Consider the following 26,480-nt stretch of genomic DNA (forward strand, 5'->3'; position numbering starts at 1 on the left):
TCGCTGTGCGGACGCTGCCGAGCGGGCAAACGTGACCGCCCCCGAACTCCGTGGAGTCCGGGGGCGGTTGAGGGACGTACACGCCGGGTTCGGTCGGTCCGGTCCCAGGACCGAACCCGGACCGAGGTGACTAGAGGGCCACTCCGAGCAGGGCGTCGACCGCGCGGGACACCACACCCGGCGCCCCTTCGTCCGTACCGCCCTGCTCCGCCTGGAGGGCGGCCCAGCGGTCCACCGCGAGCAGCGCGGCCGGTGCGTCGAGGTCGTTCGTCAGCGCCTCGCGGATCTCCTCGACGAGCGCCGTCGCGGACGGCCCGTCGGGCCGGGAGACGGCGGCGCGCCACCGGCCGAGCCGCTCGACCGCGTCGCTCAGGACCTGGTCGGTCCACTCCCAGTCGGCCCGGTAGTGGTGGGCGAGGAGCGCGAGGCGGATCGCGGCCGGGTCGACCCCGTCGCGCCGCAGCTTCGAGACGAAGACGAGGTTGCCCTTGGACTTGGACATCTTCTCGCCGTCGAGCGCGACCATGCCGGCGTGGACATACGCCTTCGCCATCGGGAACTCGCCGGTGAGGACCTGCGCGTGCGAGGCGCCCATCTCGTGGTGCGGAAAGGCCAGATCGGACCCTCCGCCCTGGACGTCGAAGCCCATGCCGAGGTGGTCGAGGGCGATGGCGACACATTCGATGTGCCAGCCGGGACGCCCCTGGCCCAGCGAGGCGCCGTCCCAGCTCGGCTCGCCCTCGCGGGCGGCCATCCACAGCATCGGGTCGAGCGGGTTCTTCTTGCCCGGACGGTCCGGGTCACCGCCCCGCTCGGCGGAGAGGAGCCGCATCGCCGCGGCGTCCAGGCGGGAGACCTGGCCGAAGTTGGGGTCGGACTCGACGGAGAAGTAGACGTCGCCCTCGAGTTCGTAGGCGGCGCCCATGTCCCGGAGCCGTTCGACGAGCGGCACGATGCCGGGTATCGCCTCTACGGCTCCGATGTAGTGCTGCGGCGGCAGCATCCGCAGGGCGGTCATGTCCTCGCGGAAGAGGGCGGTCTCGCGCTCCGCGAGGCCGGTCCAGTCGACGCCGTCACGGATCGCGCGCTCGAGCAGCGGATCGTCGACGTCCGTCACGTTCTGGACGTAGTGAACCTGCCGCTTGGTATCGAGCCACACGCGCTGAACGAGGTCGAACGCGTTGTAGGTCGCCGCGTGACCCATATGGGTCGCGTCGTACGGGGTGATCCCGCAGACGTAGATACGGGCGACGGGACCGGGCTCGAGGGTGACGAGGCCATCGGTCGCGGTGTCGTGGATCCTCAGGTCGCGGCCCTTGCCAGGCAGGACGGGGACCTCAGAAGCGGGCCAGGCATACATGCCATGAGCCTAACCGGACGGAGCTTCCGCATACGAACCGGACCGGGTCCGATGGCCGGGAAGGCCCTCTTGCGGTCCTCTCCGGTGCCATGTCAGGCCTCGACCGTGGCACGGATGGCTCCCGAGAGACCGAAGTGGCGGATGCCGTGCAGCAGATGGGCCCGGAGCCCCGTCACGAAGTACGTCCACCCCTGGGTCTGCCCGACGGCCCGCGCGGCGCCCTCCAGGCCCTCCCCCATGGGCTGCTCGGTGATCGTGAGCAGCGTGGCCGCGCCGTCGTCGGCCCGCTCCAGCTCGATGGTCACGTCTCCCCCCAGCCACCTCCACGAGATCAGCCGGTCCGTCTCCACGGGCCCGACCTCGACGTCGAACATCGCGTCGACATGGCCGAAACGCCAGGTCACCGTGGTGCCGGGGATCATCGGGGCGGACGCGTCCGCCGTGAAGAAGCTGGACAGCCCCTCCGGGCTCACGATGGAGTTGAACACGTCCTTCACGGGCCGGTCGATCCGGTCCTCGACGATCAGTTTCACGGCGTGACCTCCGTTCCAGGGATCCCCTGAGGGGACCCTTCGAACGTAGCCCCAGCCACTGACATGCGCCCCCGGACGACGCGGACCGGAGGGCTCAAAGGACGGGCTCGGAAGGACGGACTCAGACGGGCGGCCACGGGATGGCGGGCCACTCCCCGCTCGGCTCCCGGTGCTTCCCGCTCGCCAGCAGCCCGTCGACCCGTGCGCGTACGGCGTCCAGCTCGGCCTCGGTGATCAGCTCCGCGAGCCGCAGCGCGAGGGGCTCACCGGCCCCCAGAGCGCCCGTGAGCGCCTTCAGGGCCTCGGTCATCTCCGCGGTCAGAGGCTCCCCCGCCCAGCCCCACAGAAGCGTGCGCAGCTTGTCCTCGGTGTTGAAGGTGACGCCGTGGTCGATGCCGAACAGACGCCCTTCGGCGTCGACCAGGAGGTGGCCGCCCTTGCGGTCGCCGTTGTTGATCACCGCGTCGAGCACGGCGAGGCGCCGCAGCCTGACGTCGTCGGCGTGCACGAGGAGCGCCGTGCGCCCCTCGCCGACCTCGGCGAGGCCGACGGCCTTCCACCCGTCTCCCGGCTCCTCGCCCTCCACGAGAGCGAGCAGCTCACCGCCCTCGGAGGGCTCCTCGGGCTGGTCGATCCAGAGCTGGCACATGCCTTCGCCGTACGGCCCGTCGCGCAGGACGGTCGGCGGTACGAGGTTCCAGCCGAGGGCCTCGGACACCTCGTAGGCGGCTACCTCGCGGCGGGCGAGGTTGCCGTCGGGAAAGTCCCACAGGGGGCGCTCGCCGGCGACGGGCTTGTACACGCAGGACGCCTCGCGGCCCTCGTGGGTGACCCTGCACAGGAGCACCGCGTTCGACGCCTCGCGGATGCGCCCCTGGACCGCCAGCTCGCCCCTGGTGAGGAGGTCCGTGTCCGAGACGGTCACGCTCCTCGCCGGTATCCGTTCTGACGCGGGCATACGTGTCCCTCCGGGTCGAGCGGCAGACTGCACAGCGGGCACGGCGGGCGCCCCGCGTTCACGACGTCCAGGGCACGCTTGGCGAAGGCGCGCGCCTGTACGCCGGTGAGCCGGACCCGCAGCATCGGGGGGCCGTTCTCCTCGTCCTGGAGAAGCCGTTCCTCGGCCTCCGCGAGGTCCTCGTCGGAGTCCGCGTCGAGCTCGACGAGTGCCTGCGCCTCGACGATCATCCGTTCGTCCTCGCCGTCCCAGGCGAGGGCCATCGTGCCGACCCGGAACTCCTCGTCGACGGGCGATTCGAGGGGCGCCGTGTCGTGGATCTCCGTGGGCGCGACAGCGGGCACCGAGGCGTTCCCGCCGCTGCGGCGCACGACCTCGTCGAGGAGCTCGTCCATGCGCTCGGCCAGCGCGGCGACCTGGGCCTTCTCCAGGGCCACACTCGTCACGCGGGCGCCGCCCGAGGCCTGAAGGAAGAAGGTGCGGCGCCCGGGGAGCCCGACCGTGCCGGCCACGAAGCGCTCCGGGGGGTCGTAGAGGAACACCTGACGGGACACGTCCTGTCTCCATTGGAATCGACTGCTGGGACCGACTGCTTGATCGAGCGCGGCAACAACTGCGGTTACTGCGACGGCTTCACCCTACTGCGGCGGACGATCACGGGGCGCCCGCACCGCCACCGACCGGCGCATCCCCCTCGGCCGGCTTCACGCGCGGGGCGAGCGACGCGAAATCGCCGGTGTCGCCGAGGCGGACGAGATAGGGGCGGAGCCGGGTGTAGCGGATCGCGGTGACGGAGCAGGGCTCCACGGAGATGCGCTGGAAGAGGTCCAGGTGAAGCCCTATGGCGTCCGCGACGAGCGACTTGATGATGTCGCCGTGCGAGCACATCAGATAGGTGGCGTCCGGGCCGTGGTCGCGCTCCACGCGCGCGTTCCACTCGCGTACGGCCTCCGCGGCCCGGTGCTGCATGGCCCGCATGGATTCGCCGCCGGGGAACGCGGCCGCGGACGGGTGCTGCTGCACGACCTCCATCAGCGGGTCGTCGACGAGTTCGGCGAGCTTGCGGCCCGACCAGTCGCCGTAGTCGCACTCGCCGATGCGGTCGTCGGTGTGCGGGGTGAGTTCCGGGCGGGCGGCGAGGAGCGGGGCCAGGGTCTCCTGACAGCGCTGGAGGGGGCTGGTGACGATCTCGGCGAGGGGTACCGCGGCCAGCCGCTCCGGCAGCGCGGCGGCCTGCGCGGCGCCGCGCTCGTCGAGGGACACACCGGGGGTCCACCCGGCGAGCAGACCCGCGGTGTTGGCGGTGGAGCGTCCGTGCCGGACGAGAATCAGCGTGGGCATGCGCGCCAGCCTATGGGTATCGCGACATGCGGCCCCAGCTCCCCCTGGGAAGAATGCGAAGCGTGATCGTCGACTGCGGCATCTACCGGGACGGGCGCAGGACCGAGGGGCCCGCGGACTTCTCCGACGCGCTCGCAGAGGCCAGGGCCGAGGGCCACTCCTTCGTCTGGATCGGCCTGTACGAGCCGACGGAGGACGAGTTCGCGCGGGTCAGCGACGAGTTCGGGCTGCATCCACTGGCCGTCGAGGACGCGCTCAAGGCGCATCAGCGGCCGAAGCTGGACGTGTACGACGACTCGCTGTTCGTGGTGCTCAAGCCGGTCGTGTACGAGCCGGAGAGCGACAAGGTCTCCTCCGGAGAGGTCATGCTCTTCATGGGCGACTCGTTCGTCGTGACCGTCCGGCACGGCGAGGGCGCACCCCTGAAGGCCGTACGCAAGCGGCTCGAAGCCGATCCCGACGTGCTGCGGCACGGGCCCACCGCGGTCCTGTACTCGATCGCCGACGCGACCGTCGACCACTACCTGGAGGTCGCGACCGAGCTCCAGACCGACATGGAGGGGCTGGAGGCCGAGGTGTTCTCGCCGGAGAGCGGCGGCTCGCGCAACACGGCGTCCAGGATCTACACGTTCAAGCGCCAGATCCTGGAGTTCCGCAGGGCCACGGGCCCGCTGATGCTCCCGCTGGCCAAGCTTTCCGGAACCGGCCCGTCCGTAGGGCCCGTGCCCTTCGTGAACGAGTCGGCGCGGCCGTTCTTCCGCGACGTCAGCGACCACCTCCTGCGCGTCAACGAGTCCGTGGACGCCCTGGACCGGCTCGTCTCGGACATCCTGTCGGCGCATCTGGCGCAGATGGGAGTGCGGCAGAACGACGACATGCGGAAGATCTCGGCGTACGCGGCCATGGTCGCGGTCCCGACACTGATCGCGGGCGTCTACGGCATGAACTTCGACCACATGCCGGAACTCCACTGGCTCTGGTCGTATCCGCTGGTGATCCTCGTGATGGTCTGCCTGGAGCTTCTGCTCTTCCGCACGTTCAAGCGGCGCGGCTGGCTGTAGCGCACGCCGCGCGGGGGCTACGCGAACTCGACCGCGCTCGCCGGGGGCCCGCCCAGCGCGTCGCGCCGCTCCGGCATCTCCAGTGACACCATCCGCCGCCAGCCGACCAGGCGCTCATACGCGTACACGGCGTGGATGCCCGCGGCGAGCAGGGCCGCCTTGGGCTTCGGCCAGCGCAGGATGCGCCCCATGTGGTCCATCACGGCGAGGCTGACGTCGCGGTAGACGCGGATCTCCTCCAGGGCGCACTCGCGCAGGATGCGCTGGATGTCGCGGCCGTGACCCGCGTACGCGAAACGCAGGAGCTCCTCGTGGCAGTACGCGAGGTGGTTGTCCTCGTCGGCCGAGATCATCTTCACCGCGCGGCCGATGTCGGGGTCGTCCGCGAAGTGCTTGCGCAGCAGGTCCATCTGCTCGGAGGCCCGCTGCTCGGTGACGCGGCTGTGGGCGAGATACATGACGATGTCCCGCACGGTGAGCGGTTCGTCGGCCTTGAGCTGCTCGTGCGCGAGGCCGATGCCGTGCTTCTCCAGGAGCATCGTGTAGTCGGTCTCCAGCGGGACTTCCACGGGTTGCAGGCCGCGCTTCTTCATCAGGGCCTTGAAGATCCGTCCGTGCTTGTCCTCGTCGGCGCCGTGCCGCGCCACCTTGGGCGCGAGGTCACGCTCGCTCAGGGGGACGAGTGCGGCGATGCGGCCGTTCTCCCAGCCGCCCTGCGCCTCACCGCTCGCCGCGATGGAGCAGAAGAGCCGGAACGACTCGTCGTCGTCGAGGATCTCCTGGAACAGGCTCTTGGCCGACAGCATCTCTGGTACCTCCGTGCACGCCGCGCGTTCCCTGCAGAGTTCCGCCGAAAACGAGTCAAATACGGCATGCCGGACCGGGCAACAGCTGTGGGGGGCCACTCGGCCGAAGGAAGGGCCTCGAGAGAGGGTTCCGGGGCGTAACCAGGTGCCAGGTGAGGCGTTGTTACCCGTGACGGCCGTGGCGGGGAAGACCCCCGAGCCCCCACCACGGCCGCAGAACTTTTCCTCTCCCCGCGTTACGCCAGTCCGGCCCGCTCCAGGGCCTCGGTGCCGGCCCGCAGGGCCGCGATCCGCTCGTCGAGCGTGAAGCCGGCGGGGGCCAGCGTCAGAGTCGTCACCCCGGCAGCCGCGTAGGCCTGCATCCGCTCGGCGATCCGCTCCACGGAGCCGAGCAGCGTCGTCGAGTCGATCAGCTGGTGCGGCACCGCGGCCCCCGCACCCTCCTTGTCGCCGCCCAGGTACTTGTCCTGGATCTCGGCGGCTTCCTTCTCGTAGCCCATGCGCTGGGCGAGCTGGTTGTAGAAGTTCTGCTTCCGGCTGCCCATGCCGCCGACGTACAGGGCGGTGTACGGGCGGAACATGTCGGCGAGCGCGGGCACGTCCTTGTCGGCGCCGAGCGCGAGGGGCAGCGTCGGGACGACGTCGAAGCCCTCCAGCGTCTTGCCGGCCTTCTCGCGCCCTGCCCGCAGGTGGGTCAGTGCGGTCTCCTCCAGATGCTCCGCGGCCGGGAAGATCAGTAGGGCACCGTCGGCGATCTCGCCGGTCTGCTCCAGGTTCTTCGGGCCGATCGCCGCGATGTAGAGCGGAATGTGCTCGCGCTGCGGGTGCACGGTCAGCTTGAGCGGCTTGCCCGGTCCGCCCGGCAGCGGCAGCGTCCAGTGCTCGCCCTCGTACGACAGCCGCTCGCGGCTCATCGCGCGGCGCACGATGTCGACGTACTCGCGGGTGCGGGCCAGCGGCTTGTCGAACTTCACGCCGTACCAGCCCTCGGATACCTGCGGGCCCGAGACGCCGAGGCCGAGGCGGAAGCGGCCGCCGGACAGGGAGTCGAGGGTCGCGGCCGTCATCGCGGTCATCGCGGGCTGGCGGGCGGGGATCTGCATGATCGCCGAGCCGATGTCGATGCGCTCGGTCTGCGCGGCGACGTAGGAGAGCACCGTGGGCGCGTCCGAGCCGTAGGCCTCCGCGGCCCAGCAGACGGCGTAGCCCAGCTTGTCGGCCTCCTTCGCGACGGCCAGGTTGTCCGCGTCCATTCCGGCGCCCCAGTAACCGAGGTTGATGCCGAGCTCCATGGCCGATCCCCTTACTGATCAGTAACGTCCTTTGTCCGGGCACCCTAGCGCGCCGGTTCGGCGGTCGGCCAAGGCCGGTTGTCCACAGGCCCCCAATAACCGACTTCCGGCCAGTAATCTCAGCGCCCATGGAGCAGAGGCATCTCGGCCGCACCGGCCTGCGAGTGTCCCGGATCGGGCTCGGCACCCTCACGTGGGGCCGCGACACCGACGAGCACGACGCCGCGGACCTGTTGAAGACCTTCTGGGAAGCGGGCGGCACACTCGTCGACACGGCCGATGTCTATGGGGGCGGGGAGGCCGAGTATCTCCTCGGGCAGCTCGTCGAGGGCCTCGTGCCGCGGCGCGATCTGGTCATCGCGACCAAGGCGGGGAGCGTGCCCGACCCGGACCGCCGCTTCGACGGCTCGCGCGGCCATCTCCTGGCCGCCCTCGACACTTCCCTCGCCCGCCTCGGCACGGACTACGTCGACCTGTGGCAGGTCCACGCCTTCGACCCGGCCACCCCGCTCGACGAGACGCTCCAGGCACTGGACATCGCGGTGAGCAGCGGTCGCGCCCGGTATGCCGGCGTCTCCAACTTCAGCGGCTGGCAGCTGGCCAAGGCGGGCACCTGGCAGCTGGCCGCGCCGGGCATACGCACCCGGCTCGCCAGTACGCAGATGGAGTTCTCCCTGCTCCAGCGCGGGGTCGAACGGGAGGTCCTGCCCGCGGCGCTCGACCTCGGCATCGGTCTGCTCCCGTCGTCGCCGCTCGGCCGCGGGGTCCTCACCGGCAAGTACCGCAAGGCCACGCCCGCCGGCTCGCGGGGCGCGTCCGACCACATGGCGCCCTTCGTCGCGCCCTACCTCGACGACGCCGCGACCCGCATCGTCGACGCGGTCACCACGGCGGCGGACGGCCTCGCCGTGACGCCGCTCCAGGTCGCCCTCGCCTGGGTCCGCGACCGGCCCGGGGTGGCCGCCCCCATCATCGGCCCGCGCAACTCGCAGCAGCTCACGGCGGCATTGTCAGTGGAGGCCCTTAGTCTTCCTGACGAGATCTGCCAGGCGCTCGACGACGTGTCGGCGCCCGTGCACCGCTATCCCGATCAGGACTGGAGCACGCTGTGAGTACGGAGCCCGCTGCCGCGGAGGGCCACCCGGGCCCGGCCGACACCGACGCGCCCCGCGCCGGGCAAGGCGCGGAGGCCACCGGCCCCGAGGAAACCGGCCCGGAGGAAGCCGGCACCGAGGAAACCGGCGCCGAGGAAGGGACCGGCACCCCTGATCCGGCCGAGACGGACGAAGGTGCCGGCGCCACCGCGGATCAGGCCGGAGCCACCGCCGGAGCCGCCGAAGGCGAAGGCGTGTCCGAGGCCGCTACCGAGGTCGCCGCGCAGCGTGAGTTGCAGGAGCGGATCGCCCAGCGCAAGGCGGCCAAGGAAGGGCCCATCGCGGCCGGGGGGAAGCTGAGCGGCACGGCCGCCGATCTCCTCGCCGCGGTCCGGGCCGTCGAGAGCGGTGAGCGGCCCGCCGCCGTGTTCAGCACGCCCGCACCGGCGCCCCGCAAGGTCGTCGCCGAGCCCGTCCGCCGGGCGCCGGCCGCCGCGCCCACGAGCCCCGCCGAACCGGCCGGGGAGGCGGTCGACGCCGTGCGGGCCGTGCTGACCGAGGGCGGCGCCCCCGCCTCGCTGGCCGCACCTGCCGCCGCGACGCTCGGCGAGGGCGCGGACAGCACGCTCCGGGACGACCCCTGGCAGCTTCTGCGGATCCCGGGGGTACGCCCCGAGCAGGCGGACGGGTTCGCCCGCGCGCTGCTGGGCGCCGAGTGCGGCCCCGACGACGAGCGCCGGGGCCGCGCCGTCACCGTATGGCTGCTCGAACAGGCCGCGGTCGCCGGGCACACCGCCCTGGACGCGCCGCTGCTCGCGGAAGCGCTGGGCAAGCGCGATGTACCGAGCCCGGACGAAGCGCTGCAGAGCGCCATCGCGGAGGGCGACGCGATGGTCTTCCAGGACGCGCTGGAGGAGCCCGGTGGTCCCGCCCGCGCGCCGGAAAGCGCCCAGGAGACCGCCGCGGAGGACGGCGCGGAGGACGGCGAAGAGGCCGAGCGTCCGGTGCGGGTGCTCGTCGGCCTCGAGCGGTACGCGCTCGCCGAGGAGAGCCTCGCCGACGGTCTCGCCCGGCTGGTCAACTCCCTCTCCAAGGAAGACAGTTCACAGGCTCTCGCGGACTGGGAGCCGGCCGCGGCGGCCGCCGCCGGTTCCACCGCCGAGTTGATCAGGGCGGTCGCCGGACACGGCCTCGTCCTGCACACCGGCGCGGAGGCGGCCCGCGCCGAGCCCGCCGCACTCGTCCAGGCCGTGGCCCGCCTCGGACTGCGCGTGTGCGCCGCGGCGCACAGCGTCGACGGACGGCGCCGCCTCGCCGAGCACTTCGGCCCCGGCGCCCCCGAGGGCATCGCGGTCACCGTGTCCGGCCTGCTGTCCGGCGCCGAGGGCCCCGGCCGGGACCGGGACGGCGCGCTCGCGGTGGACCTGCTGGTGGTCCTGGACGCGCCGCAGCTGGACGTGGAGACGGCCGCGATGCTCGCCGAGTCGCTCCCGGACGGCGCGCGGCTCGTCCTCAGCGGCGACCCGTCCGTCCTGTGGTCCGCGGGCCCCGGCCGGGTCTTCGCGGATCTCCTCGCGGCCCGCGCGTGCCCCCAGATCGCCTCCCGGACCCCGGACCCCGGCCCGGTCGGCGAGCTGGTCTCCGGCATCGGCATCGGCGAGCTGAACCAGGTGGAGGCCCCCGGCAAGGAAGTGGTGATCGTGCCGGTGCGCGACGCCGCCGAGGCGATCCACCGGGCCGTACAGCTGGTCGCCGACTCGGTGCCGCGCGCGATCGGCGTGCCCTCCGAGCAGACCCAGGTCATCACCCCCGGACACGGGGGCGCCGCCGGGACGCGCGCGCTGAACGCGGCCCTCAAGGAACGCCTCAACCCCGGCCCCGGCCGCTTCGGCGGCTTCGACCCGGGCGACCGGATCGCGTACGTACCGGCCCCTGGCCGCACCCTGCCCGGCCGGGTGGTGCGGGCGGACGCGGAGGGCCTGCACCTGGACTGCGCCGGGACCCCGGTCGTCGTACCGCAGGACGCGGTGGAGCGGGCCGTGCGGCACGGGTGGGCGCTGACCGCGCACCAGGCGGTCGGGCTGCGGTGGCCCGCGGCGGTGGTCGTGCTGCCGGGCGACGCGACGCAGGCGCTGAGCCGCCCGTGGGTGTACACGGCGTTCAGCCGCGGTGAGCGGCACCTCTCCGTGGTGCACGGCGCGGACGCGGCCCTGCCGCGCGCGGTGGCCGAGGTCGCGGCCAAGCCGCGTACGACACGCTTGCAGACCTTGCTGCGCACACAGGTCCCGCCGACGCAGTAGGCGCACGGCGGCATGCGAGAGGGGCGGGCGGACCGAAGTCCGCCCGCCCCTCTCGCTCACTCGCTCACACCCTCACCGGCCCACGTGAGCGGACCGCGTCAGGACGGTTCCAGCTCGTCCTCCTTCGCGCCCGCGATCGCGTCGGGCCCGTCGTCCGCCAGGTCGCCGTCCAGCTCGTCGTCGAAGACGGCGCTCACGTCGAAGCGGCAGACGACCCGCTGCGGATCCGCCTGGTCAAACGGCCCGTCCAGCCACTCCCCGGGCTCAGCCGGTTCGTCCGAGGCCGTGACCCACAGCGTGGAGTCGCCCTCCTCCAGGCCGAACTCCTTGTGCCGGGAGGCGATTTCGTCGGGTTCGAACTCTCCGAAGAGGACACCGAGGGCAGCGTGCACGCTGGTCCCGATGGTTCCGACGGCCGCCGCGGCGCCGTCGTCGAGGTCCGAGTCGGCCTCCACGTCGGCGACCCGCTGGGCCTGCGCGAGGAGTCGCTGGGGCTCCACCACGGCGTAGTCGCGGCGGATCAGCACGCTCAGGGCGTTCGGCTCCTCGGGTCCGGTGTACGGGGGAAGCGAGTCCTCCGTGCCGGGAATCTCGAAGGGAGTGACCTCGTCGTAGCGGTCGTAGAGGAGCTCGTCGTACTCCTCGGCCGCCGCGGCCAGTTCGTTGAACGCTTCGTAGACGGCCGGATCGTCCTCACCCGACCTGCGCTCGACAGCCGCCAGGTGGCGGTCGAGCGCAGCCTTGACCGCCTCGGCGGCGGCGCGTACCTCGGCAGCGGTGGGCTGCGCAGCATCAGACATAGTGCAGACGCTATCCGTACACGGCCCGTGCCCGCACAATAGATGCGATGCCGGAATACGAATTTGTCGACGTGTACGTCCCGCGCGGGGTCTCCCGCAAGGACGCCACACGCCTGCTGACCGACCATGCCGAGTACGGACACTGGGAATTGGACCGCCTGAGCCTGTTGCGCGACGGGAGCCGCAGGGTGCGGTTGCGCCGGCGGATCATCCGCCAGCTGCGCGCCACGTGGTGAATGAGCGGAGCGGGCCCCGTCACCGCTGGGCCCGCTCCGTTCCGCACCTGCTCAGTCACGCCGCGTCAAGCGGAGGTCACACGCCTGCCCGCGCGCGCCGGTAGAGGAGCGCGCCCCCGAGCAGGGCGCCCACACTGGCCGGCAGGACGGTACCCAGCGGCATCGAGCTGCCGGTCTCGGCGAGCTGCTCCGTACCCTTGGGCTGGGTGACGGTCTGCGGCGCGGGGTGGTTCGGGGTGCTGGGGGTCACCGGCTTCGGCGGCGCGGGCGTGATCGGCTGCGTCGGCGGCTTGGTCGGCGGGGTCGTGGGCTCGTCGCCTCCCGGCGAGTTCGCGCAGTCGTTGCCCCCCGCGGGGTTGAGCAGCCCGATGACCGAGACGCTGTTGCCGCAGGCGTTGACCGGCACGTGGACCGGGACCTGCACGTGGTTGCCGGAACCGACACCGGGCGAATCGCTCGTGCCCCCCTCGGCCGTGGCGCCGCCGCCGTGGTGGTGGTGGCTCCCACCGGGCCGGCCGCCTCCGGGCTTCGACGTGTTGGAACAGTCGTTGCCCGACGCCGGGTTGAGCAGCCCGACGACGTTCACGGTGTTGCCGCACGCGTTCACCGGGATGTCCACGGGAAGCTGGATCGTGTTGCCGGAGAGGACGCCGGGCGATCCCGACGAACCCCCCTCGGCACCGGAGTCCGCGTGTGCGTAGCCCCCGGACACGGCGAGTACGCCGGTCGCGGCCGCCACGGTGATCAGGCCTTTACGCGTGACCTGTCGCATAGCTTTAACCTGCCTTATGCCTTGCAGAATGCGCACGGGCATCCATACGCGTGCGCGGAATGCCCAGTCGGCCCCGGAGCGCATGGCGCGCACTCCGGGGCCGACGGGCTCAGACCCTCAAGGGGCGATGCACAACAACGTCACTTGTTGACGCAGGCGTTGCCGAAGGTGGGGTTCAGCAGCCCGATCACGGACACCGTGTTGCCACAGGCGTTCACCGGGATGTGGACCGGAACCTGGATGACGTTGCCCGAGATCACACCGGGAGACTTCACGGCAGCACCCTGGGCACCGGCGTCGGCAGCGGCGATGCCCGCGCCGGCGAGCACGAGACCACCAGTGGCAGCCGCAGCAGCGACGACCTTCTTGATCATTATTCCTCCTTGTTGGCAATGCAGTCCCAGCCGCGGACTGCACCCCCTGTAACGAGGAGGGGCTGATGAGGCTACGAGCCTATGTTTCCTTTCACTCTTCTCAGTCCCGTACGTACGCGCGGCCGAATATCCGGCGGCGCGGGCCCGGCGGGTCAGGACGCGTCGATGAACCGGTCGAGCACGCGCACACCGAACTTGAGCCCGTCGACCGGAACCCGCTCGTCCACGCCGTGGAACATGCCCGCGAAGTCCAGCTCCGGCGGCAGCTTCAGCGGAGCGAAGCCGAACCCGCGGATGCCGAGGTCGTCGAAGGACTTGGCGTCGGTGCCGGCGGAGAGCATGTACGGCACCGCGCGGGCGATCGGGTCCTCGGCCTGGAGCGCCGTCTGCATGGCGTCGACGAGCGCGCCGTCGAAGGTGGTCTCCAGGGCCTTGTCCGCGTGCACGTCCTCGCGCCGCACGTTCGGGCCGAGGATGCGGTCCAGGTCGGCGAGGAACTCCTCCTCGTAGCCCGGCAGATAGCGGCCGTCGACGTGCGCGGTGGCCTGCCCGGGGATCACGTTCACCTTGTAGCCGGCGCCGAGCTGGGTCGGGTTGGCGGTGTTCTGCAGCGAGGCGCCGATCAGCTTGGCGATGCCGCCGAGCTTGGCGAGCGTCTCGTCCATGTTCTCCGGGTCGAGCTCGGTGCCGAGCGCGTCGCCGAGCTCGTCGAGGAAGTGCCGCAGCGTCTTGGTGACCCGCACCGGGAACTTGTGCCGCCCCAGGCGGCCGACGGCCTCGGACAGCTCGGTGATCGCGTTGTCCTTGTGGATCATCGAACCGTGGCCGGCGGTGCCGTCCACCGTCAGCTTCATCCAGTGCATGCCCTTCTGGGCCGTCTCGACGAGGTAGAGGCGCAGCTTCTCGTTGACGGTGAAGGAGAAACCTCCGACCTCGCTGATCGCCTCCGTGCAGCCCTCGAAGAGGTCCGGGTGCTTGTCGACGAGGTGCCGCGCGCCGTACGTGCCGCCCGCCTCCTCGTCGGCGAGGAAGGCCAGGACGATGTCGCGCGGGGGCTTGCGGCCGCTGCGCAGCCGGTCGCGGACGACCGCGAGGGTCATCGCGTCCATGTCCTTCATGTCGACGGCGCCGCGGCCCCACACACACCCGTCGGCGATCTCGCCGGAGAACGGGTGGTGGGTCCAGTCCGCCGCGTTGGCCGGTACGACATCGGTGTGGCCGTGGATCAGGAGCGCGGGCCGCGAGGGGTCCTCGCCCTGGATCCGGGCGACCGTCGAGGCCCGGCCCGGGTGCGACTCGAAGATCTTGGGCTCGAGGCCCACCTCGGCGAGCTTCTCCGCCACGTATTCGGCGGCCTTGCGCTCGCCGGGGCCCGAGTGGTCGCCGTAGTTGCTGGTGTCGATCTGGATCAGCTCACGACAGAGGTCGACGACCTCGTCCTCGCCCGAGACCGTCCTGCCCGTGCTCGACTCGCTCACGCCTGTTCCTCCCACTGTCGTTGCTGGTGGTCCCCCTCATCCTCTCTCTCCGGGGGCCGCCACCCAAGGGCGGGCCGGTGTCGTCATCCGCCGTTCACAGCGAAGGGGTGGCCGGATCGGGCACCCCTTCGGGCCTGGTAATGTTCTCTCTGTCGCCGCGGGGAACACCCCGCGAAGACAGACACCTTGTCCGGGTGGCGGAATGGCAGACGCGCTAGCTTGAGGTGCTAGTGCCCTTTATCGGGCGTGGGGGTTCAAGTCCCCCCTCGGACACCAGCAGGAACCCCAGTTAACCTGGGGTTTTTTGCATTTCCGGCCCTTGTGTCGACCCCCTCTCCGTCAAGCGCTCGAAGAGCAGCGGGCGGGCGACGCGCACGGCGGTGGTGATCGCTCCGAACAGGACCGCGTCCGCACCCGTCCTGCTGGGCTCGACGCGGGGGCGCAGCGGGGTGAGGCGGTGCAGGGTCTCGCCGACCGTGGCCAGCAGGAGGTCCGCGCCCCGGCCGACGCCGCCGCCGAGGACCACCAGATCGGGGTCGAGCACGGCGGTCACGGAGGCGACGGCGAGGGCGAGGCGCTCGCCTTCCTGGCGTACGGCGGCAAGGGCGGCGGTGTCGCCGGTGCGGGCGGCGTCGAAGACGCGCTTGGCGGTGAGCGGTCCGGTCATGCCCAGGGCGCGGGCGGCGCGGACGACGGCGTCGGCGGAGACCGCGTCCTCCAGCATGCCGCGTCGGGGGGCCGCCCCCGACGCGGGTACGCCGTCCAGCGGCAGGAAGCCGATCTCGCCCGCGGCGCCGTGCGCGCCGAGGAAGAGTTCGCCGTCGGCGACGACGCCCATGCCGAGGCCCGTGCCGATCAGTACGTACACGAACAGATGGCTGTCGGCGCCCGCGCCGAAGGTGTACTCGCCGAGGGCGGCGAGATTGGCGTCGTTGTGGACGGAGAGCGAGGTGCCGAGCCGGTCGCGCATGCGCTCGATGAGGCCGGCTCGGCCCCAGCCGGGCAGGTTGACGGCGTAGCGGACCCGGCCGGTGTGGCGGTCGAAGACGCCGGGGGTGCCGACGGCGGTGTGCACGACGTCGGCCTGGCTCAGCCCGGCGTCCGCGAGGGCCTGTTCGGCGCAGGTGACGGCGGCGTCGGCGACCGCTCCCGCGCTGCGGCCCCGGTTGCGTACCTCCGTACGGGAGACGATCGCGCCCGTCAGGTCGGCCACCGCCGTGCGCAGCCGGGCGCGGCCGATGTCGATGCCGAGGACGTGTCCGGCACGCGGGTCGGGTTCGTAGAGGACGGCGACGCGTCCCCTGCTCTGGGCGTGGGTGCCCGCCTCGCGGACGAGGCCGGCACGTTCCAGAGCGGCGAGGGCGGAGGAGACGGTGGGCTTGGACAGGCCGCTGTCGCGGGCGAGTTGGGCGCGGGAGGCGGGGCCTTCGAGGCGCAGGCGTTCGAGGAGCAGCCATTCGTTGTTGCTGCGCAGGCGCCGGCGGTTCCAGGGGGGCGTCGTCACCGGGCGCCCTCGGGCGGGGCGGTGACGTGGCAGGCCGCCGTGTGGCCCTCGGCGACCGGTTGCAGGCGTGGGGTGACGTGGTGGCACTGGTCGACGGCGAGCGGGCAGCGGGCGCGGAAGCGGCAGCTGGGCGTGGGGTCGATGACGACGGGCGGGTCGGTCTTGGCGGCGGCCGCGTCGATGTCGAGGGGGGCGCGCGGGTCGGGGACGGCGGACAGGAGCAGCTCGGTGTAGGGGTGGCGGGGGTGGGCCAGGACGTCCTCGGTGGGGCCGGTCTCGACGACGTGGCCGCCGTACATGACGGCGATCCGGTCGGAGAGATAGCGGGCGCCGGCGATGTCGTGGGTGATGTAGAGGATGGAGACGCCCTCGGTCTCGCGCAGGTCGGCCATGACGTTGAGCAGGCCGATGCGGATGGAGACGTCGAGCATGGAGACGGGTTCGTCGGCGAGGATCAGCTTGGGGCGGTGGGCGAGGGCCTGGGCGAAGCCGATGCGCTGGCGCTGGCCGCCGGAGAGTTCGTACGGGAAGCGGGACAGGACGTCGGCGGCGGGGGTGAGGCCGACCGCTTCGACGACGCGCTCGGCCTCTGCCTGGCGCTCGGTGCCGCTCAGTTCGGGGCGGTGCAGCTTGAGGCCGCGCAGGATGCCGTGGGAGACGCGGTAGGCGGGGTTGAGGGAGGCGAAGGGGTCCTGGAAGACCATGGGGACGTCGCCTCGGTAGGCGAGCTTGGCCCTTCGGCCGCGCTGGGCGGTCAGCGGCTTTCCCTGGTACCGGATTTCGCCGCGGGTGGGCTTGTGGACCTGGGCGACGAGGCGGGCGAGCGTGGACTTGCCGCTGCCGCTCTCGCCGACGAGGGCGACGATCTCGCGTGCGCCGATGGTGAGGTCCACGTCGTCGACGGCGTGCAGAAGGCGGCGGGTGAGCCCGGAGCCGACCTTGAAGTGGCGGGTGAGGCCGATCGTTTCGAGGAGAGGGCTCATGACGCGGCCTCCGTGAGGTGCAGCAGGCAGCGGGAGCGGGCCGCGCCGACCTCGTACAGGGTGGGCTCGGTGACGTGGCACTGCTCGTGGACGAGGGGGCAGCGCGGGTTGAAGCGGCAGCCGGGCGGGGGTGCGGCGAGGTCGGGCGGGCTGCCGGGGATGCCCTTCAGGGGGACGCGGGGGCCGCGGATCGAGGGGAACGCTTCGAGGAGGCCGCGGCTGTAGGGGTGGGAGGGGTGGTCGAAGACGGTGCGGGTGGGGCCGTGTTCGACCACCTGGCCCGCGTACATGACGAGGAGCTGGTCGGAGAAGTGGCTCACCAGCGACATGTCGTGGGTGACGAACACGACGGCGAAACCCAGGAGTTGCTGGAGTTCCTTGATCTGGACCATGAGGGAGCGCTGGGCGACGACGTCGAGTGCGGAGGTCGGCTCGTCCATGATGACCAGGTCCGGGGTGAGCAGCAGCGCCATGGCGATCATGGCGCGTTGGCGCATGCCGCCGGAGAGCTGGTGCGGGTAGCTGTGCAGATGGACCGGGTCGATGCCGACGAGGTCGAGGACCTCGGTGGAGCGGGCGCGGATCTCCTCGTTCGAGTACGTCCCGTGGGCGGCCATGGCGTCCTTGTACTGGGCGGCGAGGGTGGTCACCGGGTTCAGGGCGTTCATGGCGGACTGCAGGACGACGGAGTAGTCGCGCCAGCGCAGGGCGTTGAGTTCGCGTTCGCCGAGGGTGACGAGGTTCTCGCCGCGGAAGCGGACGGTGCCGCCGGCGATGCGGGCGGGCGGGTTGAGCAGCCGCGCGACGGCGAACATCAAGGTGGACTTGCCGCAGCCGGATTCGCCGACGATGGCGGTGAACTGACCTTTCTCCACCGAGAGTTCGACGTGGTCGACGGCCGTGACGGGGCCACGTGGCGTGTCGTAGACGACGGTCAGGCCGGTGACGCTCAGCAGGGGTTCAGGCATCTTTGCGCCTCCTTCGTGCCGGCCGCAGGGCCGGGTTGCCGATCTCGTCGAAGGCGTAGTTGACGAGGGCGAACGCGACGCCGAGCAGGGCGACGCAGAGGCCGGGGGCGATGGACCACAGCGGGGTGCCGGTCTGCAGGGCCTGCTGGTTCTGGGCCCAGTAGAGCATCGTGCCCCAGCTCTGCGAGTTCGGGTCGCCGAGGCCGAGGAACTGCAGGCCGGCCGCGCTCAGCACCGAATAGAGCGCGGCCCCGAGGAAGTTGGCGACGATCAGTGAGGTCATCGTCGGCAGGACTTCGCAGACGACGATGTACGAGCGCCGCTCGCCGCGCACCCGGGCGGATTCCAGGAAGTCCCGGTTGCGCAGCGACAGGGCCTGGGCGCGTAGCTGGTTGGCGCCGTAGGACCAGCCGGTGAAGACGAGGACGGCGAGGATCACGGTGAGCGAGCCCTTGCCGGCGTACTTGGCGAGGATGATCACCAGTGGGAACGCCGGGATGACGAGGACGACGTTCGTCAGGAGCGACAGGAGGTCGTCGGCGAGGCCGCCGAGGTAGGCGGCGGAGACGCCGATGATCACGGACAGGACGGTGGCTAGGGCGCCGGCGACGACCGCGATGACGAGCGACTCCCGTGTGCCGTAGATGAGTTGGGAGTAGATGTCCTGGCCGAGGGCCGTGGTGCCGAGGAGGTGGGCGGTGGACGGGTCGAGGCGGGGGGCGAAGTTCGCCTCGTCGGGGTGGTCGACGGAGGTGAACAGGCCCGGGAACGCGGAGACGACGGTGAACACGAGCAGGATCACCGAGCCGGCCATGGCTTTCCGGTTGCCGCGGATCGCCCTCCACAGGCCGCCTCCCGTCCGGTTGCGGGCGGGGGCCTTCTCGGGGGGCGGTGCGGTGATGGCGGTGGTGGTCATCGGCAGCTCACCCCTTCGCCCTGGCTCGTGGATCGAGCCACACGGTCGCGATGTCCACCGCCAGCAGAGCCACCAGTACCGCGACGGTGAACAGCATGAACAGGGCCTGCATCAGCGGGTAGTCGACGTTCTGGACGGCGTTGTAGAGGAGGTAGCCGACGCCGGGATAGTTGAAGACGTACTCGATGAGGATCGCGCCCGAGATGACGAAGCCGAGCGACATGGCGAAGCCGGCCAGGTTGGGCAGGATCGCGTTGCGGGCCGCGTAGCCGTACATGATGCGGCGGGACCCGAGCCCCTTCGCGCGGGCCATCCGGACGTAGTCCTCGGCCAGGGTGGTGATCATGTTGTTGCGCATGGTGAGGATCCAGCCGCCGATCGTCGTGATGAGCAGCGTCGTCGCCGGCAGGACGGCGTGGGAGAGCACGCTCCCGACGAAGCCCGGGGAGAAGCCGGGCACGATCGTGGTGTCGTAGTTGAAGTTGGCGGGAAGCCAGCCGCCGGTGCCCTGCGAGAAGACCAGGATCAGCAGCAGGCCCACCCAGAAGTACGGCAGCGCCGACGTGATCACGAAGATCGGCGGGAGGATCGCGTCGAGTGCACCGCCGCGGCGCCAGCCCGAGACCGTACCGATGAGCGTGCCCAGCACGAACGCGAGCACCGTGGTGATGCCGACGAGGCCGAGGGTCCAGGGCAGGGCGCCGCCGATCAGCTCGGTGACCGGCTCGCCCAGCGTCTGGCCGATGGAGCGGCCCCAGTTGCCGGTGAACATGTGGCCCAGATAGTCGAAGTACTGGACCGCCACGTTCTGGTCGGGCTTGAAGCCGAACGACGTCAGCATCTGTTCGAGCGCGTCCCGGGAGACCCGGCCGCGGGTGCGCACGACGAGCGCGTCGACGGGGTCGCCCGGCATGAAGCGCGGGATGAAGAAGTTCAGGGTGAGGGCCGCCCAGAGCGTCAGCAGGAAGAACCCCAGGCGGCGCAGTATGAAGCGCACAAGTCACCGCCTACTGGGCCGACTTGGAGTACAGGTGGGTGAGCACCTGGCCCGTGTCGGGGAAGTTGTAGGCCGCTGGCTGGGCGTAGGGGTTGCCCTCGGTGGGCCAGCCGGCGATGTCCTTGGTGTTGTACTGGAACCAGTCCACCGACTCCACGACGGGGATCAGCGGGACGTCGTCGATCATGTACTGGGCGACCTTCTTGACGATGTCGACCTGCTGGGTCTCGTTCGCCGTCGCGTACTCGTTGAGGAGCTGGTCGACCTTCGGGTTCTTGTAGCGCTCCCAGTTGCTGGTCGCGTTCTTGCCGAGCGGGGCGGTGTTCCCCGAGTGCAGCATCTGGCGCAGCTCGTAGTACGGGCTGGGGCCGCTGGTCTGCTGGGCGTAGTACGCGAGGTCGTAGTCGCCGGTGTAGAGCTTGCCGATCATCGTCTGCTGCGCGAGGTCCTGGACCGTGAGGTCGATGCCGACGGCCTTCAGGTTCTGCTTGATGACGTTGAGGGAGGCGTCCCAGTCGGTGTAGCCGGTGATCGTGATGATCTTCAGTTTGAGCGGCTTGGACGGGGAGTAGCCGAGCTCGCCGAGGAGCTTCTTGGCGCGCGCCGGGTCGGGCTTGTCGAAGCCGGCCTTCGCCACGGCCGCCTTGTCGAAGTACTTGTCGAACGTCGGCGTGACGATGCCCGACTGGTTCGCGGCCGGTTCCTGGCCGCCCACACCGATCTTGGAGACCTTGTCCCGGTCGATGGCCAGCGAGATCGCCTGGCGGACCTTGAGGTTGCTGGTCGTCTTGTGGGACGGGTCGAGGTTCGGGTGGATGCTGACGTTCAGGACGGGCGGCGACCAGGTGTGGTTGTCGGCCGACTTGTCCAGGTAGAACTGCTTGATCCCCGGGATGAACTGACTGCCCCACTGCGCCTTGCCGTTGGCGAGGTCGAGGTTGGCGGGACCGTTGTCCAGGTAGGCCGGGTACTCGACCTTCTGGATGTACGGCTTGCCCGGCTGCCAGTAGCCGGGGTTGGCCGTGTACTGGATGTTGTTCGGCGAGCAGGGGTCGACCTCGAAGGGGCCGGTGCCGACGGGCTTCTTGTCCACCCAGGTGTCGGGGTGCGCGGCGGCCGCGCCGGTGCCGAAGACGTGCTCGGGCACGATGGCGACCTGGTGGGCGAAGGCGTAGAAGTACGGCTGTGCCGCTTCCTTGAACTTCAGGGTGACCTTGTCGCCGGAGGCGGTGGCCGACTGGAGTCCGGCCGTGGTCCACAGGGCGTACAGGTCGGTGGACTTGACGCGCTTCATGAGGTTGAAGGTGAAGGCGACGTCCTTGGCGGTGAAGGGCTTGCCGTCGTTCCACTTCACGCCGGAGCGGATGGTGAAGTCGATCTGCGTCTTGTCGGCGTTCCACTGGTAGCTCTTGGCGAGCATGGGTGTCTCGGCCTGGTCCTTGAGGGTGTTGACGAAGATCAGGGGTTCATAGACGAAGCCGATGGAGGTGTTGTAGACCGCCGGGTTGAACGGGTTGAAGTTGCAGGTCCAGGTCTGCCCCGCCGTGTTGGCGATGGTGACCGTGCCGCCCTTCTTCTTGGGGCCGCTGTTCTGTGTGGCGTTGTTCCCGTCGGAGCTGCCTTTGTGCTTGGTCTCCGAACAGGCCGTCGCCGTCACGGCGAGCGCGCCGATGACCGCTGCGGCGAGGATGCGCGTGGGCCTCATGTCCTGCCAGTCCCTTCGTGGGCCGGGTGGGTGCGTCAGGTTCCGGTGCGCGCGGCCTCGACGGCCAGCGCGAGTGCCCCGAGCAGGGGCGCGTCGTACGGGTGCGCTGCGACTGCGAGCTGCGGCGGGTAGGGCACGGCCGCGTCGAGGGCTGCGCGCAGCGGTGCGTGCAGCGCCTCCCAGGAGCGGACCATGCCGCCGCCGACGACGATCCGCTGGGGATCGACGGCGATGGCGAGGTTGACGAGGTGGAAGGCCAGCTCGTCGACGAACTCCCCGATGTGGTGGGCGAGTTCGGTGGACCTGTCCACCTGCGCGGCCTGGCTGAGCGCCTTGCCGCTGACGACGTCCTCCAGCAGGATCCGGTCGCCGGCCGCCCGACCGACGTCGGCGGGCGCCCGCAGGTTGTAGCCGATCTCGCCGGACGCGCCGTGCCGTCCGGCCAGGACCGTGCCGCCGGCCACGATCGCGACGGCGAGGCCGGTGCCGAGGTTGACGTACAGGCCCGGGTCGCAGCCCTGCAACGCCCCGGCATCGCACTCGTAGCGGGCCGCGGCCTTCACGTCGGTGGCCAGGCGAAGGTTCGACTCCGGGAATTCCAGGGCGAGTTCACGGCCGAGGGCGAGCTCTCCCCAGCCGGGGATGTTCGGGGCGAGGGCGACGCCGTCGTCGCCGGGGATGCCGATGGTGGACACGCCGACGGCGACGGGTTCGCGGCCGTCGAGAAGCGTTCGGGCGGCGCCCACGGCCCTTTTGAGGCCTGCTCGTGCGCCGTGCTCCGCCGCGGTCTCGACCGTGAGGTCGTACAGGCGGGTGCCGTGCTGGTCTGCGACGGTCAGGGCCGTCTTGGTGCCGCCGAAATCGAGTGCGAGGACGACGGGCGTGGAGGGAGGCACGTTCACTTCGGAGCTCCTCACGCGGGAGGGAGGCGCCAGTAAAGTTACGTAACTAAACGAGGTGGCCCGGACTGTACGCTCGATGCCCCTCGCGCGTAAGTCCTCTCGTGCACAACGGAGTTGATGATCTTTCGGAGCCTCCAGAGCTTTCGGAGCTTTCCGGTCTTTCGGGCTTCGGGCTTCGGGCTTCGGGCTTCGGGCTTTCGGGCAACGACAAGGCCCCCGGAAATCCCGGGGGCCCGCCTGATCGGTGCGCGCGTGGTCAGCCGGTGAAGCCGGCGGTGATCTTCGTGAACTGCCAGTTGTCCTGGCTGATGCCGGAGCAGTTCTCCGCCACTCCCCCGCCCGCGCACGGCCGGTCGCGGTTGACCGACCAGAAGGCGAGGCGTGCGATGTGGTGGCTGTTGGACCAGTCCTTGACCTGGGTCCAGATCGCCGGCGTCGTGGTCTCCGCCTGGTCGCTGATGCCGTTCATGCCGGAGATACCGATGTGCGCGTACGCCGTCGTGTCGTCCCAGCCGAAGACCGACTTGAGCTTGGTCTTGAGGCCCTCGGCGGCGTTCACGGTGTTGCCGTACATGTCGGAGCCGCCGCCGAAGTCGAACGGCATGATCGTGAAGACGTCGATGTCCGCGTTCAGGGCCTTGGACTGCTCGATGAGGCGGTTGCCGTAGTACGTCGGTCCGGTCGTCGAGGTGCCGAAGGTGAGGATCGTGCGCAGGCCCGGGTTGTTGGCCTTGACGATCTTCAGGGCGCCCAGGATGCGGTCCTGGACGGCTTCGTTCTCGAACTCGTCGGAGTTCTCGATGTCGACGTCGATGGCCTTGAGCCCGTACGCGTCGATGACCTTCTGGTAGGCGCCCGCGAGAGCTTCGGGGGTCGAGCAGTTGGGGCCGAGCTTGTTGCCGCTCCAGCCACCGATGGACGGGACGACATCGCCGCCCGCGGAGCGGATGGCGTTGATCGCGGTCTGGTCCTGGCCGCCGGTGAGGGCGCGCTGACCGTCCCACGCGGGGTTGCAGCCGCCGGAGGAGAGAATGAACGCCATCGTGAACCACTTGACGCCGGTCGCGTTCATGACCGTGGCCGGGCTCGGCGGGTCACCCCAGCCGGTGTAGAAGTACGGGGCCGCCTGCTTGAATCCGGTGCCGCCGCCGGAGCCCGGATCGGTCGTCACGGAGATCGAGTTGGAGGCGGCCGAGGCGTTGCCGGCCGCGTCATGGGCCTTGACCGTGAAGGCGTACGCGGTGCTCGGGGCGAGCCCGCTGACGGTGGCGCTCGTGCCGGAGACCGTCAGAAGCTTGTTGCTGCCGCCGCTGTAGATGTCGTAGCCGGTGACGCCGACGTTGTCGCTCGCCCCGGTCCAGGACAGGGAGACGCTCGTCGAGGTCTTGCCGGTGGATTTCAGCGCCGTCGGGGCGGTGGGCGCCTGGGTGTCGCCGCCCCCGCCGCCGGGCCCGTCGAGGCTGATGTCGTCGGCGTAGTAGGTGCCCTGCGCGTACCAGCCCTGGGTGTAGATCGTGGCGCTGGTCTGGGAGGCGCCGGTCGTGAACTGCACCGTGAGCTGACTGTAGGCCGTCGGGGACTGCGTCCAGGTCGAGGCCCCGCCGTCCACGCCGAGGTAGACGTAGTTGCCGCGCACCCAGCCGGAGAGGGTGTACGCGGTGTTCGGCTGGACGGAGACGGTCTGGCTGCACTTCGCGTTGTCGCTGGAGCTGGCCGCCCCCGACAGGGCCTTGGTGCCGCCGTGGACCGGGCTGGACACGACCGAGCCGAGCCCGCCGGAGCAGGTCCACGGGCTCGTGCTGCCGCTCTCGAAGCCCGCGTTGGACAGTACGTTCGCGGCCTGAGCGGTGGCGGGGAGGGCGACCGCGCCGGCCACGGCGAGTGCGGCGGATCCGATGAGGGCGAGGAGGCGGGGCCTCGCGGAGCGTCTCTTGCGTCTGGAGAACACACGAACTCCCGGTGGGGGCAAGGGGATTGGACCGGACACCAGCGGCGCGCGAGGCGCGACCACCAAGTTGGTATGGACCAATCCCCTTGTCAAGACCCCGCGTTCACTCCACTCACTCGTGTCCGGGCGCCCGCACGTTCCACTCCGCGATCACCGGTCGCCCGTGCTCCGTCGAAAGGCGGCTCACCGTCCCGGTCGCCAGTTGGAACAGCCGGCCCTCCGCCGGGGCGAGGCCCAGGCGGCGGGCCGTGAGGACGCGCAGGACGTGGGCGTGGGCCACGAGGACCACGTCGCCCTCCGCGAGCGCGGGCGCCACGCGGGCCAGGACGCGGTCGGCCCGCTCACCCACGGCCTCCGGGGACTCGCCCGGCCCGCCTTCAGGGCCCTGGGGAACACCTTGGGTCCACAGGTCCCAGTCGGGGCGGGTGCGGTGGATCTCGCGGGTGGTGACACCTTCGTAGGCGCCGTAGTGCCACTCGTGGAGGTCCGGTTCGGGCCTGGCCCCGCTCAGACCCGCGAGGTCGGCGGTGCGGACCGCGCGGCCGAGAGGGCTGGTGAGGACGAGGGCGTACGGACGTCCGGCGAGGAGCGGGGCGAGGGACTTGGCCTGTTCCTCGCCGTGCTGGGTGAGGGGCTTGTCCGTCCAGCTGGTGTGCTGTCCGGACAGGCTCCACTCCGTTTCGCCGTGGCGGACGAGCAGAAGGTCGCCCATGACTGTCGTCTCCCCCCGGTTACTTCTGGGTGGTCTCGACGGCGTGGCCGCCGAACTGGTTGCGCAGCGCCGCGATCATCTTCATCTGCGGCGAGTCGTCCTGGCGGGAGGCGAAGCGGGCGAAGAGGGACGCGGTGATCGCGGGCAGCGGCACCGAGTTGTCGATGGCCGCCTCGACGGTCCAGCGGCCCTCCCCGGAGTCGGCGGCGAAGCCGCGCAGCTTGTCCAGGTGCTCGTCGTCGTCCAGCGCGTTGACCGCCAGGTCGAGCAGCCAGGAACGGATGACCGTGCCCTCCTGCCAGGAGCGGAAGACCTCACGCACGTCGGTGACGGAGTCGACCTTCTCCAGGAGCTCCCAGCCCTCGGCATAGGCCTGCATCATGGCGTACTCGATGCCGTTGTGGACCATCTTGGAGAAGTGGCCGGCACCGACCTTGCCGGCGTGGACGTAGCCGAAGTCGCCTTCGGGCTTGAGGGCGTCGAAGACCGGCTGGACGCGGGCTATGTGCTCCTTGTCGCCGCCGACCATGAGGGCGTAGCCGTTCTCCAGACCCCAGACACCGCCGGAGACACCGGCGTCGACGAAGCCGATGCCCTTGGTGGCAAGCTCGGCGGCGTGCTTCTCGTCGTCGGTCCAGCGGGAGTTGCCGCCGTCCACGACGATGTCGCCGGGCGAGAGCAGTTCCTTCAGCTCGTCGATCGTCGACTGCGTGGCGGCGCCCGCCGGGACCATCACCCAGACCACGCGCGGGCCTTCGAGCTGGTCGACGAGCTCGGCGAGGCTGCTGACGTCGGCGAGGTCGGGGTTGCGGTCGTAGCCGATGACGGTGTGGCCGGCGCGGCGGATGCGCTCGCGCATGTTGCCGCCCATCTTGCCGAGGCCGATGAGTCCGAGCTGTATCGCGGTCATGTCTGTGTTCACTTCTTCCGGAGCGTGCGGTAGGTGGCGACGAGCGCCTGGGTGGAGGCATCGAGGCCGGGGACGTCGGCGCCTTCGGTGAGGGCGGGTTCGACGCGCTTGGCGAGGACCTTGCCGAGTTCGACGCCCCACTGGTCGAAGGAGTCGATGTTCCAGACGGCACCCTGGACGAACACCTTGTGCTCGTAGAGGGCGATGAGCTGGCCCAGGACGGAGGGGGTGAGTCCCCTCGCCAGGATGGTGGTCGTGGGGTGGTTGCCCTTGAAGGTGCGGTGGGGCACCTGCGCCTCGGGGACGCCCTCGGCGCGGACCTCGTCGGCGGTCTTGCCGAAGGCGAGAGCCTGGCCCTGCGCGAACAGGTTGGCCATCAACAGGTCGTGCTGGTCCGCCAGTTGAGCGGTCAGCTCGCCGACCGGGCGGGCGAACCCGATGAAGTCCGCCGGGATCAGCTTCGTTCCCTGGTGGATGAGCTGGTAGTAGGCGTGCTGCCCGTTGGTGCCGGGGGTGCCCCAGACGACGGG

25 protein-coding genes, 1 tRNA gene and 1 pseudogene are annotated in these 26,480 nt (G+C 70.8%); 5 read left to right on the forward strand and 22 right to left on the reverse strand.

Annotated elements, in window-relative coordinates; all coding sequences use genetic code 11:
• Window positions 1-130: 130 nt before the first annotated feature.
• The 5 genes from mshC to AC07EJ_RS31005 all read right to left on the reverse strand — a co-directional run bounded on the left by mshC (window position 131) and on the right by AC07EJ_RS31005 (window position 4,192).
• Window positions 131-1,360, reverse strand: a complete 1,230-nt coding sequence (mshC, locus tag AC07EJ_RS30985) for a cysteine--1-D-myo-inosityl 2-amino-2-deoxy-alpha-D-glucopyranoside ligase (protein ID WP_389483586.1) — start codon at window positions 1,358-1,360, stop codon at window positions 131-133.
• A 92-nt stretch (window positions 1,361-1,452) separates the two neighbouring features.
• Window positions 1,453-1,893 (reverse strand): SRPBCC domain-containing protein, encoded by a 441-nt coding sequence (locus AC07EJ_RS30990; protein WP_389483589.1) that lies wholly within the window; start codon window positions 1,891-1,893, stop codon window positions 1,453-1,455.
• Window positions 1,894-2,014: 121 nt separating this feature from the next.
• Window positions 2,015-2,851 (reverse strand): SCO1664 family protein, encoded by an 837-nt coding sequence (locus AC07EJ_RS30995; protein ID WP_389483591.1) that lies wholly within the window; start codon window positions 2,849-2,851, stop codon window positions 2,015-2,017.
• Entirely contained in the window at window positions 2,815-3,405 is a 591-nt protein-coding gene (locus AC07EJ_RS31000; protein ID WP_389483593.1) for a DUF3090 domain-containing protein, read from the reverse strand. The genes AC07EJ_RS30995 and AC07EJ_RS31000 overlap by 37 nt, the downstream gene beginning before the upstream one ends.
• 100 nt (window positions 3,406-3,505) lie before the next feature.
• The gene (locus AC07EJ_RS31005; RefSeq protein ID WP_389483596.1) at window positions 3,506-4,192 is read right to left on the reverse strand and encodes a histidine phosphatase family protein; all 687 of its coding nucleotides are present in this window, start codon (window positions 4,190-4,192) and stop codon (window positions 3,506-3,508) included.
• 62 nt (window positions 4,193-4,254) lie between these two features.
• On the opposite strand from AC07EJ_RS31005, the gene corA reads away from it, so the two are divergent.
• Complete coding sequence (corA, locus tag AC07EJ_RS31010; RefSeq protein ID WP_389483599.1) at window positions 4,255-5,253, forward strand: magnesium/cobalt transporter CorA; 999 nt, start codon at window positions 4,255-4,257, stop codon at window positions 5,251-5,253.
• Window positions 5,254-5,270: 17 nt separating this feature from the next.
• Here the strand turns inward: corA and AC07EJ_RS31015 are convergent, their stop codons facing one another.
• Window positions 5,271-6,059 carry a ferritin-like domain-containing protein gene (locus AC07EJ_RS31015; RefSeq protein WP_389483601.1) on the reverse strand — a complete coding sequence of 263 codons (789 nt, stop codon included), beginning with the start codon at window positions 6,057-6,059 and terminating at the stop codon, window positions 5,271-5,273.
• A 236-nt stretch (window positions 6,060-6,295) separates the two neighbouring features.
• Entirely contained in the window at window positions 6,296-7,351 is a 1,056-nt protein-coding gene (locus AC07EJ_RS31020) for an LLM class F420-dependent oxidoreductase (RefSeq protein WP_389483603.1), read from the reverse strand.
• A gap of 128 nt (window positions 7,352-7,479) precedes the next feature.
• On the opposite strand from AC07EJ_RS31020, the gene AC07EJ_RS31025 reads away from it, so the two are divergent.
• Both AC07EJ_RS31025 and AC07EJ_RS31030 read left to right on the forward strand, forming a co-directional pair.
• A complete protein-coding gene (locus AC07EJ_RS31025) occupies window positions 7,480-8,463 on the forward strand; it encodes an aldo/keto reductase (RefSeq protein ID WP_389483606.1) in 984 nt (327 codons plus the stop codon).
• Entirely contained in the window at window positions 8,460-10,745 is a 2,286-nt protein-coding gene (locus AC07EJ_RS31030; protein ID WP_478885508.1) for a helix-hairpin-helix domain-containing protein, read from the forward strand. Before AC07EJ_RS31025 ends, AC07EJ_RS31030 begins: the two co-directional genes overlap by 4 nt.
• Before the next feature lie 98 nt (window positions 10,746-10,843).
• Here AC07EJ_RS31030 and AC07EJ_RS31035 read toward each other — a convergent pair whose 3' ends face one another.
• A complete protein-coding gene (locus AC07EJ_RS31035; protein WP_389483611.1) occupies window positions 10,844-11,545 on the reverse strand; it encodes a hypothetical protein in 702 nt (233 codons plus the stop codon).
• Window positions 11,546-11,592: 47 nt separating this feature from the next.
• Here AC07EJ_RS31035 and AC07EJ_RS31040 point away from each other — a divergent pair, with 47 nt between their 5' ends.
• Window positions 11,593-11,781 (forward strand): DUF5703 family protein, encoded by a 189-nt coding sequence (locus AC07EJ_RS31040; protein WP_067429589.1) that lies wholly within the window; start codon window positions 11,593-11,595, stop codon window positions 11,779-11,781.
• Between the two features lie 76 nt (window positions 11,782-11,857).
• On the opposite strand, the gene AC07EJ_RS31045 is transcribed toward AC07EJ_RS31040, so the two are convergent.
• From AC07EJ_RS31045 to AC07EJ_RS31055, 3 genes are all read right to left on the reverse strand, one after another.
• A complete protein-coding gene (locus AC07EJ_RS31045) occupies window positions 11,858-12,553 on the reverse strand; it encodes a chaplin (RefSeq protein ID WP_389483614.1) in 696 nt (231 codons plus the stop codon).
• 140 nt (window positions 12,554-12,693) lie between these two features.
• Window positions 12,694-12,927 (reverse strand): chaplin, encoded by a 234-nt coding sequence (locus AC07EJ_RS31050; protein ID WP_356291275.1) that lies wholly within the window; start codon window positions 12,925-12,927, stop codon window positions 12,694-12,696.
• A 152-nt stretch (window positions 12,928-13,079) separates the two neighbouring features.
• A complete protein-coding gene (locus tag AC07EJ_RS31055; protein WP_389483617.1) occupies window positions 13,080-14,405 on the reverse strand; it encodes a M20/M25/M40 family metallo-hydrolase in 1,326 nt (441 codons plus the stop codon).
• A 188-nt stretch (window positions 14,406-14,593) separates the two neighbouring features.
• On the opposite strand from AC07EJ_RS31055, the gene AC07EJ_RS31060 reads away from it, so the two are divergent.
• Window positions 14,594-14,681: transfer RNA gene (locus AC07EJ_RS31060), tRNA-Leu, on the forward strand.
• Between the two features lie 13 nt (window positions 14,682-14,694).
• On the opposite strand, the gene AC07EJ_RS31065 is transcribed toward AC07EJ_RS31060, so the two are convergent.
• The 11 genes and pseudogenes from AC07EJ_RS31065 to AC07EJ_RS31115 form a co-directional block, all read right to left on the reverse strand.
• The gene (locus tag AC07EJ_RS31065) at window positions 14,695-15,909 is read right to left on the reverse strand and encodes an ROK family transcriptional regulator (RefSeq protein WP_389483620.1); all 1,215 of its coding nucleotides are present in this window, start codon (window positions 15,907-15,909) and stop codon (window positions 14,695-14,697) included.
• On the reverse strand, window positions 15,906-16,892 hold the full coding sequence (locus tag AC07EJ_RS31070) for an ABC transporter ATP-binding protein (protein WP_389483623.1): 987 nt from the start codon (window positions 16,890-16,892) through the stop codon (window positions 15,906-15,908). The genes AC07EJ_RS31065 and AC07EJ_RS31070 overlap by 4 nt, the downstream gene beginning before the upstream one ends.
• Window positions 16,889-17,860 (reverse strand): ABC transporter ATP-binding protein, encoded by a 972-nt coding sequence (locus tag AC07EJ_RS31075; RefSeq protein WP_389483625.1) that lies wholly within the window; start codon window positions 17,858-17,860, stop codon window positions 16,889-16,891. Before AC07EJ_RS31075 ends, AC07EJ_RS31070 begins: the two co-directional genes overlap by 4 nt.
• On the reverse strand, window positions 17,853-18,776 hold the full coding sequence (locus AC07EJ_RS31080; protein WP_389483628.1) for an ABC transporter permease: 924 nt from the start codon (window positions 18,774-18,776) through the stop codon (window positions 17,853-17,855). The genes AC07EJ_RS31075 and AC07EJ_RS31080 overlap by 8 nt, the downstream gene beginning before the upstream one ends.
• A gap of 7 nt (window positions 18,777-18,783) precedes the next feature.
• Entirely contained in the window at window positions 18,784-19,773 is a 990-nt protein-coding gene (locus tag AC07EJ_RS31085; RefSeq protein WP_478885509.1) for an ABC transporter permease, read from the reverse strand.
• A 10-nt stretch (window positions 19,774-19,783) separates the two neighbouring features.
• Window positions 19,784-21,478, reverse strand: a complete 1,695-nt coding sequence (locus AC07EJ_RS31090; protein WP_478885510.1) for an ABC transporter substrate-binding protein — start codon at window positions 21,476-21,478, stop codon at window positions 19,784-19,786.
• 35 nt (window positions 21,479-21,513) lie between these two features.
• Entirely contained in the window at window positions 21,514-22,380 is an 867-nt protein-coding gene (locus AC07EJ_RS31095; RefSeq protein ID WP_478885511.1) for an ROK family protein, read from the reverse strand.
• A gap of 256 nt (window positions 22,381-22,636) precedes the next feature.
• Window positions 22,637-24,328, reverse strand: a complete 1,692-nt coding sequence (locus AC07EJ_RS31100; RefSeq protein WP_478885512.1) for a carbohydrate binding domain-containing protein — start codon at window positions 24,326-24,328, stop codon at window positions 22,637-22,639.
• 112 nt (window positions 24,329-24,440) lie between these two features.
• Window positions 24,441-25,040: a histidine phosphatase family protein gene (locus AC07EJ_RS31105; RefSeq protein WP_389483639.1), complete on the reverse strand. Its 600-nt coding sequence runs from the start codon at window positions 25,038-25,040 to the stop codon at window positions 24,441-24,443.
• A 19-nt stretch (window positions 25,041-25,059) separates the two neighbouring features.
• Entirely contained in the window at window positions 25,060-25,950 is an 891-nt protein-coding gene (gene gnd, locus AC07EJ_RS31110) for a phosphogluconate dehydrogenase (NAD(+)-dependent, decarboxylating) (protein ID WP_389483641.1), read from the reverse strand.
• Between the two features lie 8 nt (window positions 25,951-25,958).
• Window positions 25,959-26,480, reverse strand: a pseudogene (locus tag AC07EJ_RS31115) (glucose-6-phosphate isomerase); the annotation flags it as partial.

Source organism: Streptomyces sp. NPDC045026 (genome assembly GCF_056432625.1).

What these genes read in the sequence shown, in the direction of transcription:
- mshC (WP_389483586.1), bottom strand. Translation starts at nt 1,360, where the DNA reads ATGTATGCCTGGCCCGCTTCTGAGGTCCCCGTCCTGCCTGGCAAGGGC.
- AC07EJ_RS31070 (WP_389483623.1), bottom strand. Translation starts at nt 16,892, where the DNA reads ATGAGCCCTCTCCTCGAAACGATCGGCCTCACCCGCCACTTCAAGGTC.
- AC07EJ_RS31080 (WP_389483628.1), bottom strand. Translation starts at nt 18,776, where the DNA reads ATGACCACCACCGCCATCACCGCACCGCCCCCCGAGAAGGCCCCCGCC.
- gnd (WP_389483641.1), bottom strand. Translation starts at nt 25,950, where the DNA reads ATGACCGCGATACAGCTCGGACTCATCGGCCTCGGCAAGATGGGCGGC.
- AC07EJ_RS31050 (WP_356291275.1), bottom strand. Translation starts at nt 12,927, where the DNA reads ATGATCAAGAAGGTCGTCGCTGCTGCGGCTGCCACTGGTGGTCTCGTG.
- AC07EJ_RS31005 (WP_389483596.1), bottom strand. Translation starts at nt 4,192, where the DNA reads ATGCCCACGCTGATTCTCGTCCGGCACGGACGCTCCACCGCCAACACC.
- AC07EJ_RS31035 (WP_389483611.1), bottom strand. Translation starts at nt 11,545, where the DNA reads ATGTCTGATGCTGCGCAGCCCACCGCTGCCGAGGTACGCGCCGCCGCC.
- AC07EJ_RS31105 (WP_389483639.1), bottom strand. Translation starts at nt 25,040, where the DNA reads ATGGGCGACCTTCTGCTCGTCCGCCACGGCGAAACGGAGTGGAGCCTG.
- AC07EJ_RS31075 (WP_389483625.1), bottom strand. Translation starts at nt 17,860, where the DNA reads ATGCCTGAACCCCTGCTGAGCGTCACCGGCCTGACCGTCGTCTACGAC.
- AC07EJ_RS30995 (WP_389483591.1), bottom strand. Translation starts at nt 2,851, where the DNA reads ATGCCCGCGTCAGAACGGATACCGGCGAGGAGCGTGACCGTCTCGGAC.
- AC07EJ_RS31045 (WP_389483614.1), bottom strand. Translation starts at nt 12,553, where the DNA reads ATGCGACAGGTCACGCGTAAAGGCCTGATCACCGTGGCGGCCGCGACC.
- AC07EJ_RS31015 (WP_389483601.1), bottom strand. Translation starts at nt 6,059, where the DNA reads ATGCTGTCGGCCAAGAGCCTGTTCCAGGAGATCCTCGACGACGACGAG.
- AC07EJ_RS31040 (WP_067429589.1), top strand. Translation starts at nt 11,593, where the DNA reads ATGCCGGAATACGAATTTGTCGACGTGTACGTCCCGCGCGGGGTCTCC.
- AC07EJ_RS31020 (WP_389483603.1), bottom strand. Translation starts at nt 7,351, where the DNA reads ATGGAGCTCGGCATCAACCTCGGTTACTGGGGCGCCGGAATGGACGCG.
- AC07EJ_RS31025 (WP_389483606.1), top strand. Translation starts at nt 7,480, where the DNA reads ATGGAGCAGAGGCATCTCGGCCGCACCGGCCTGCGAGTGTCCCGGATC.
- AC07EJ_RS31090 (WP_478885510.1), bottom strand. Translation starts at nt 21,478, where the DNA reads ATGAGGCCCACGCGCATCCTCGCCGCAGCGGTCATCGGCGCGCTCGCC.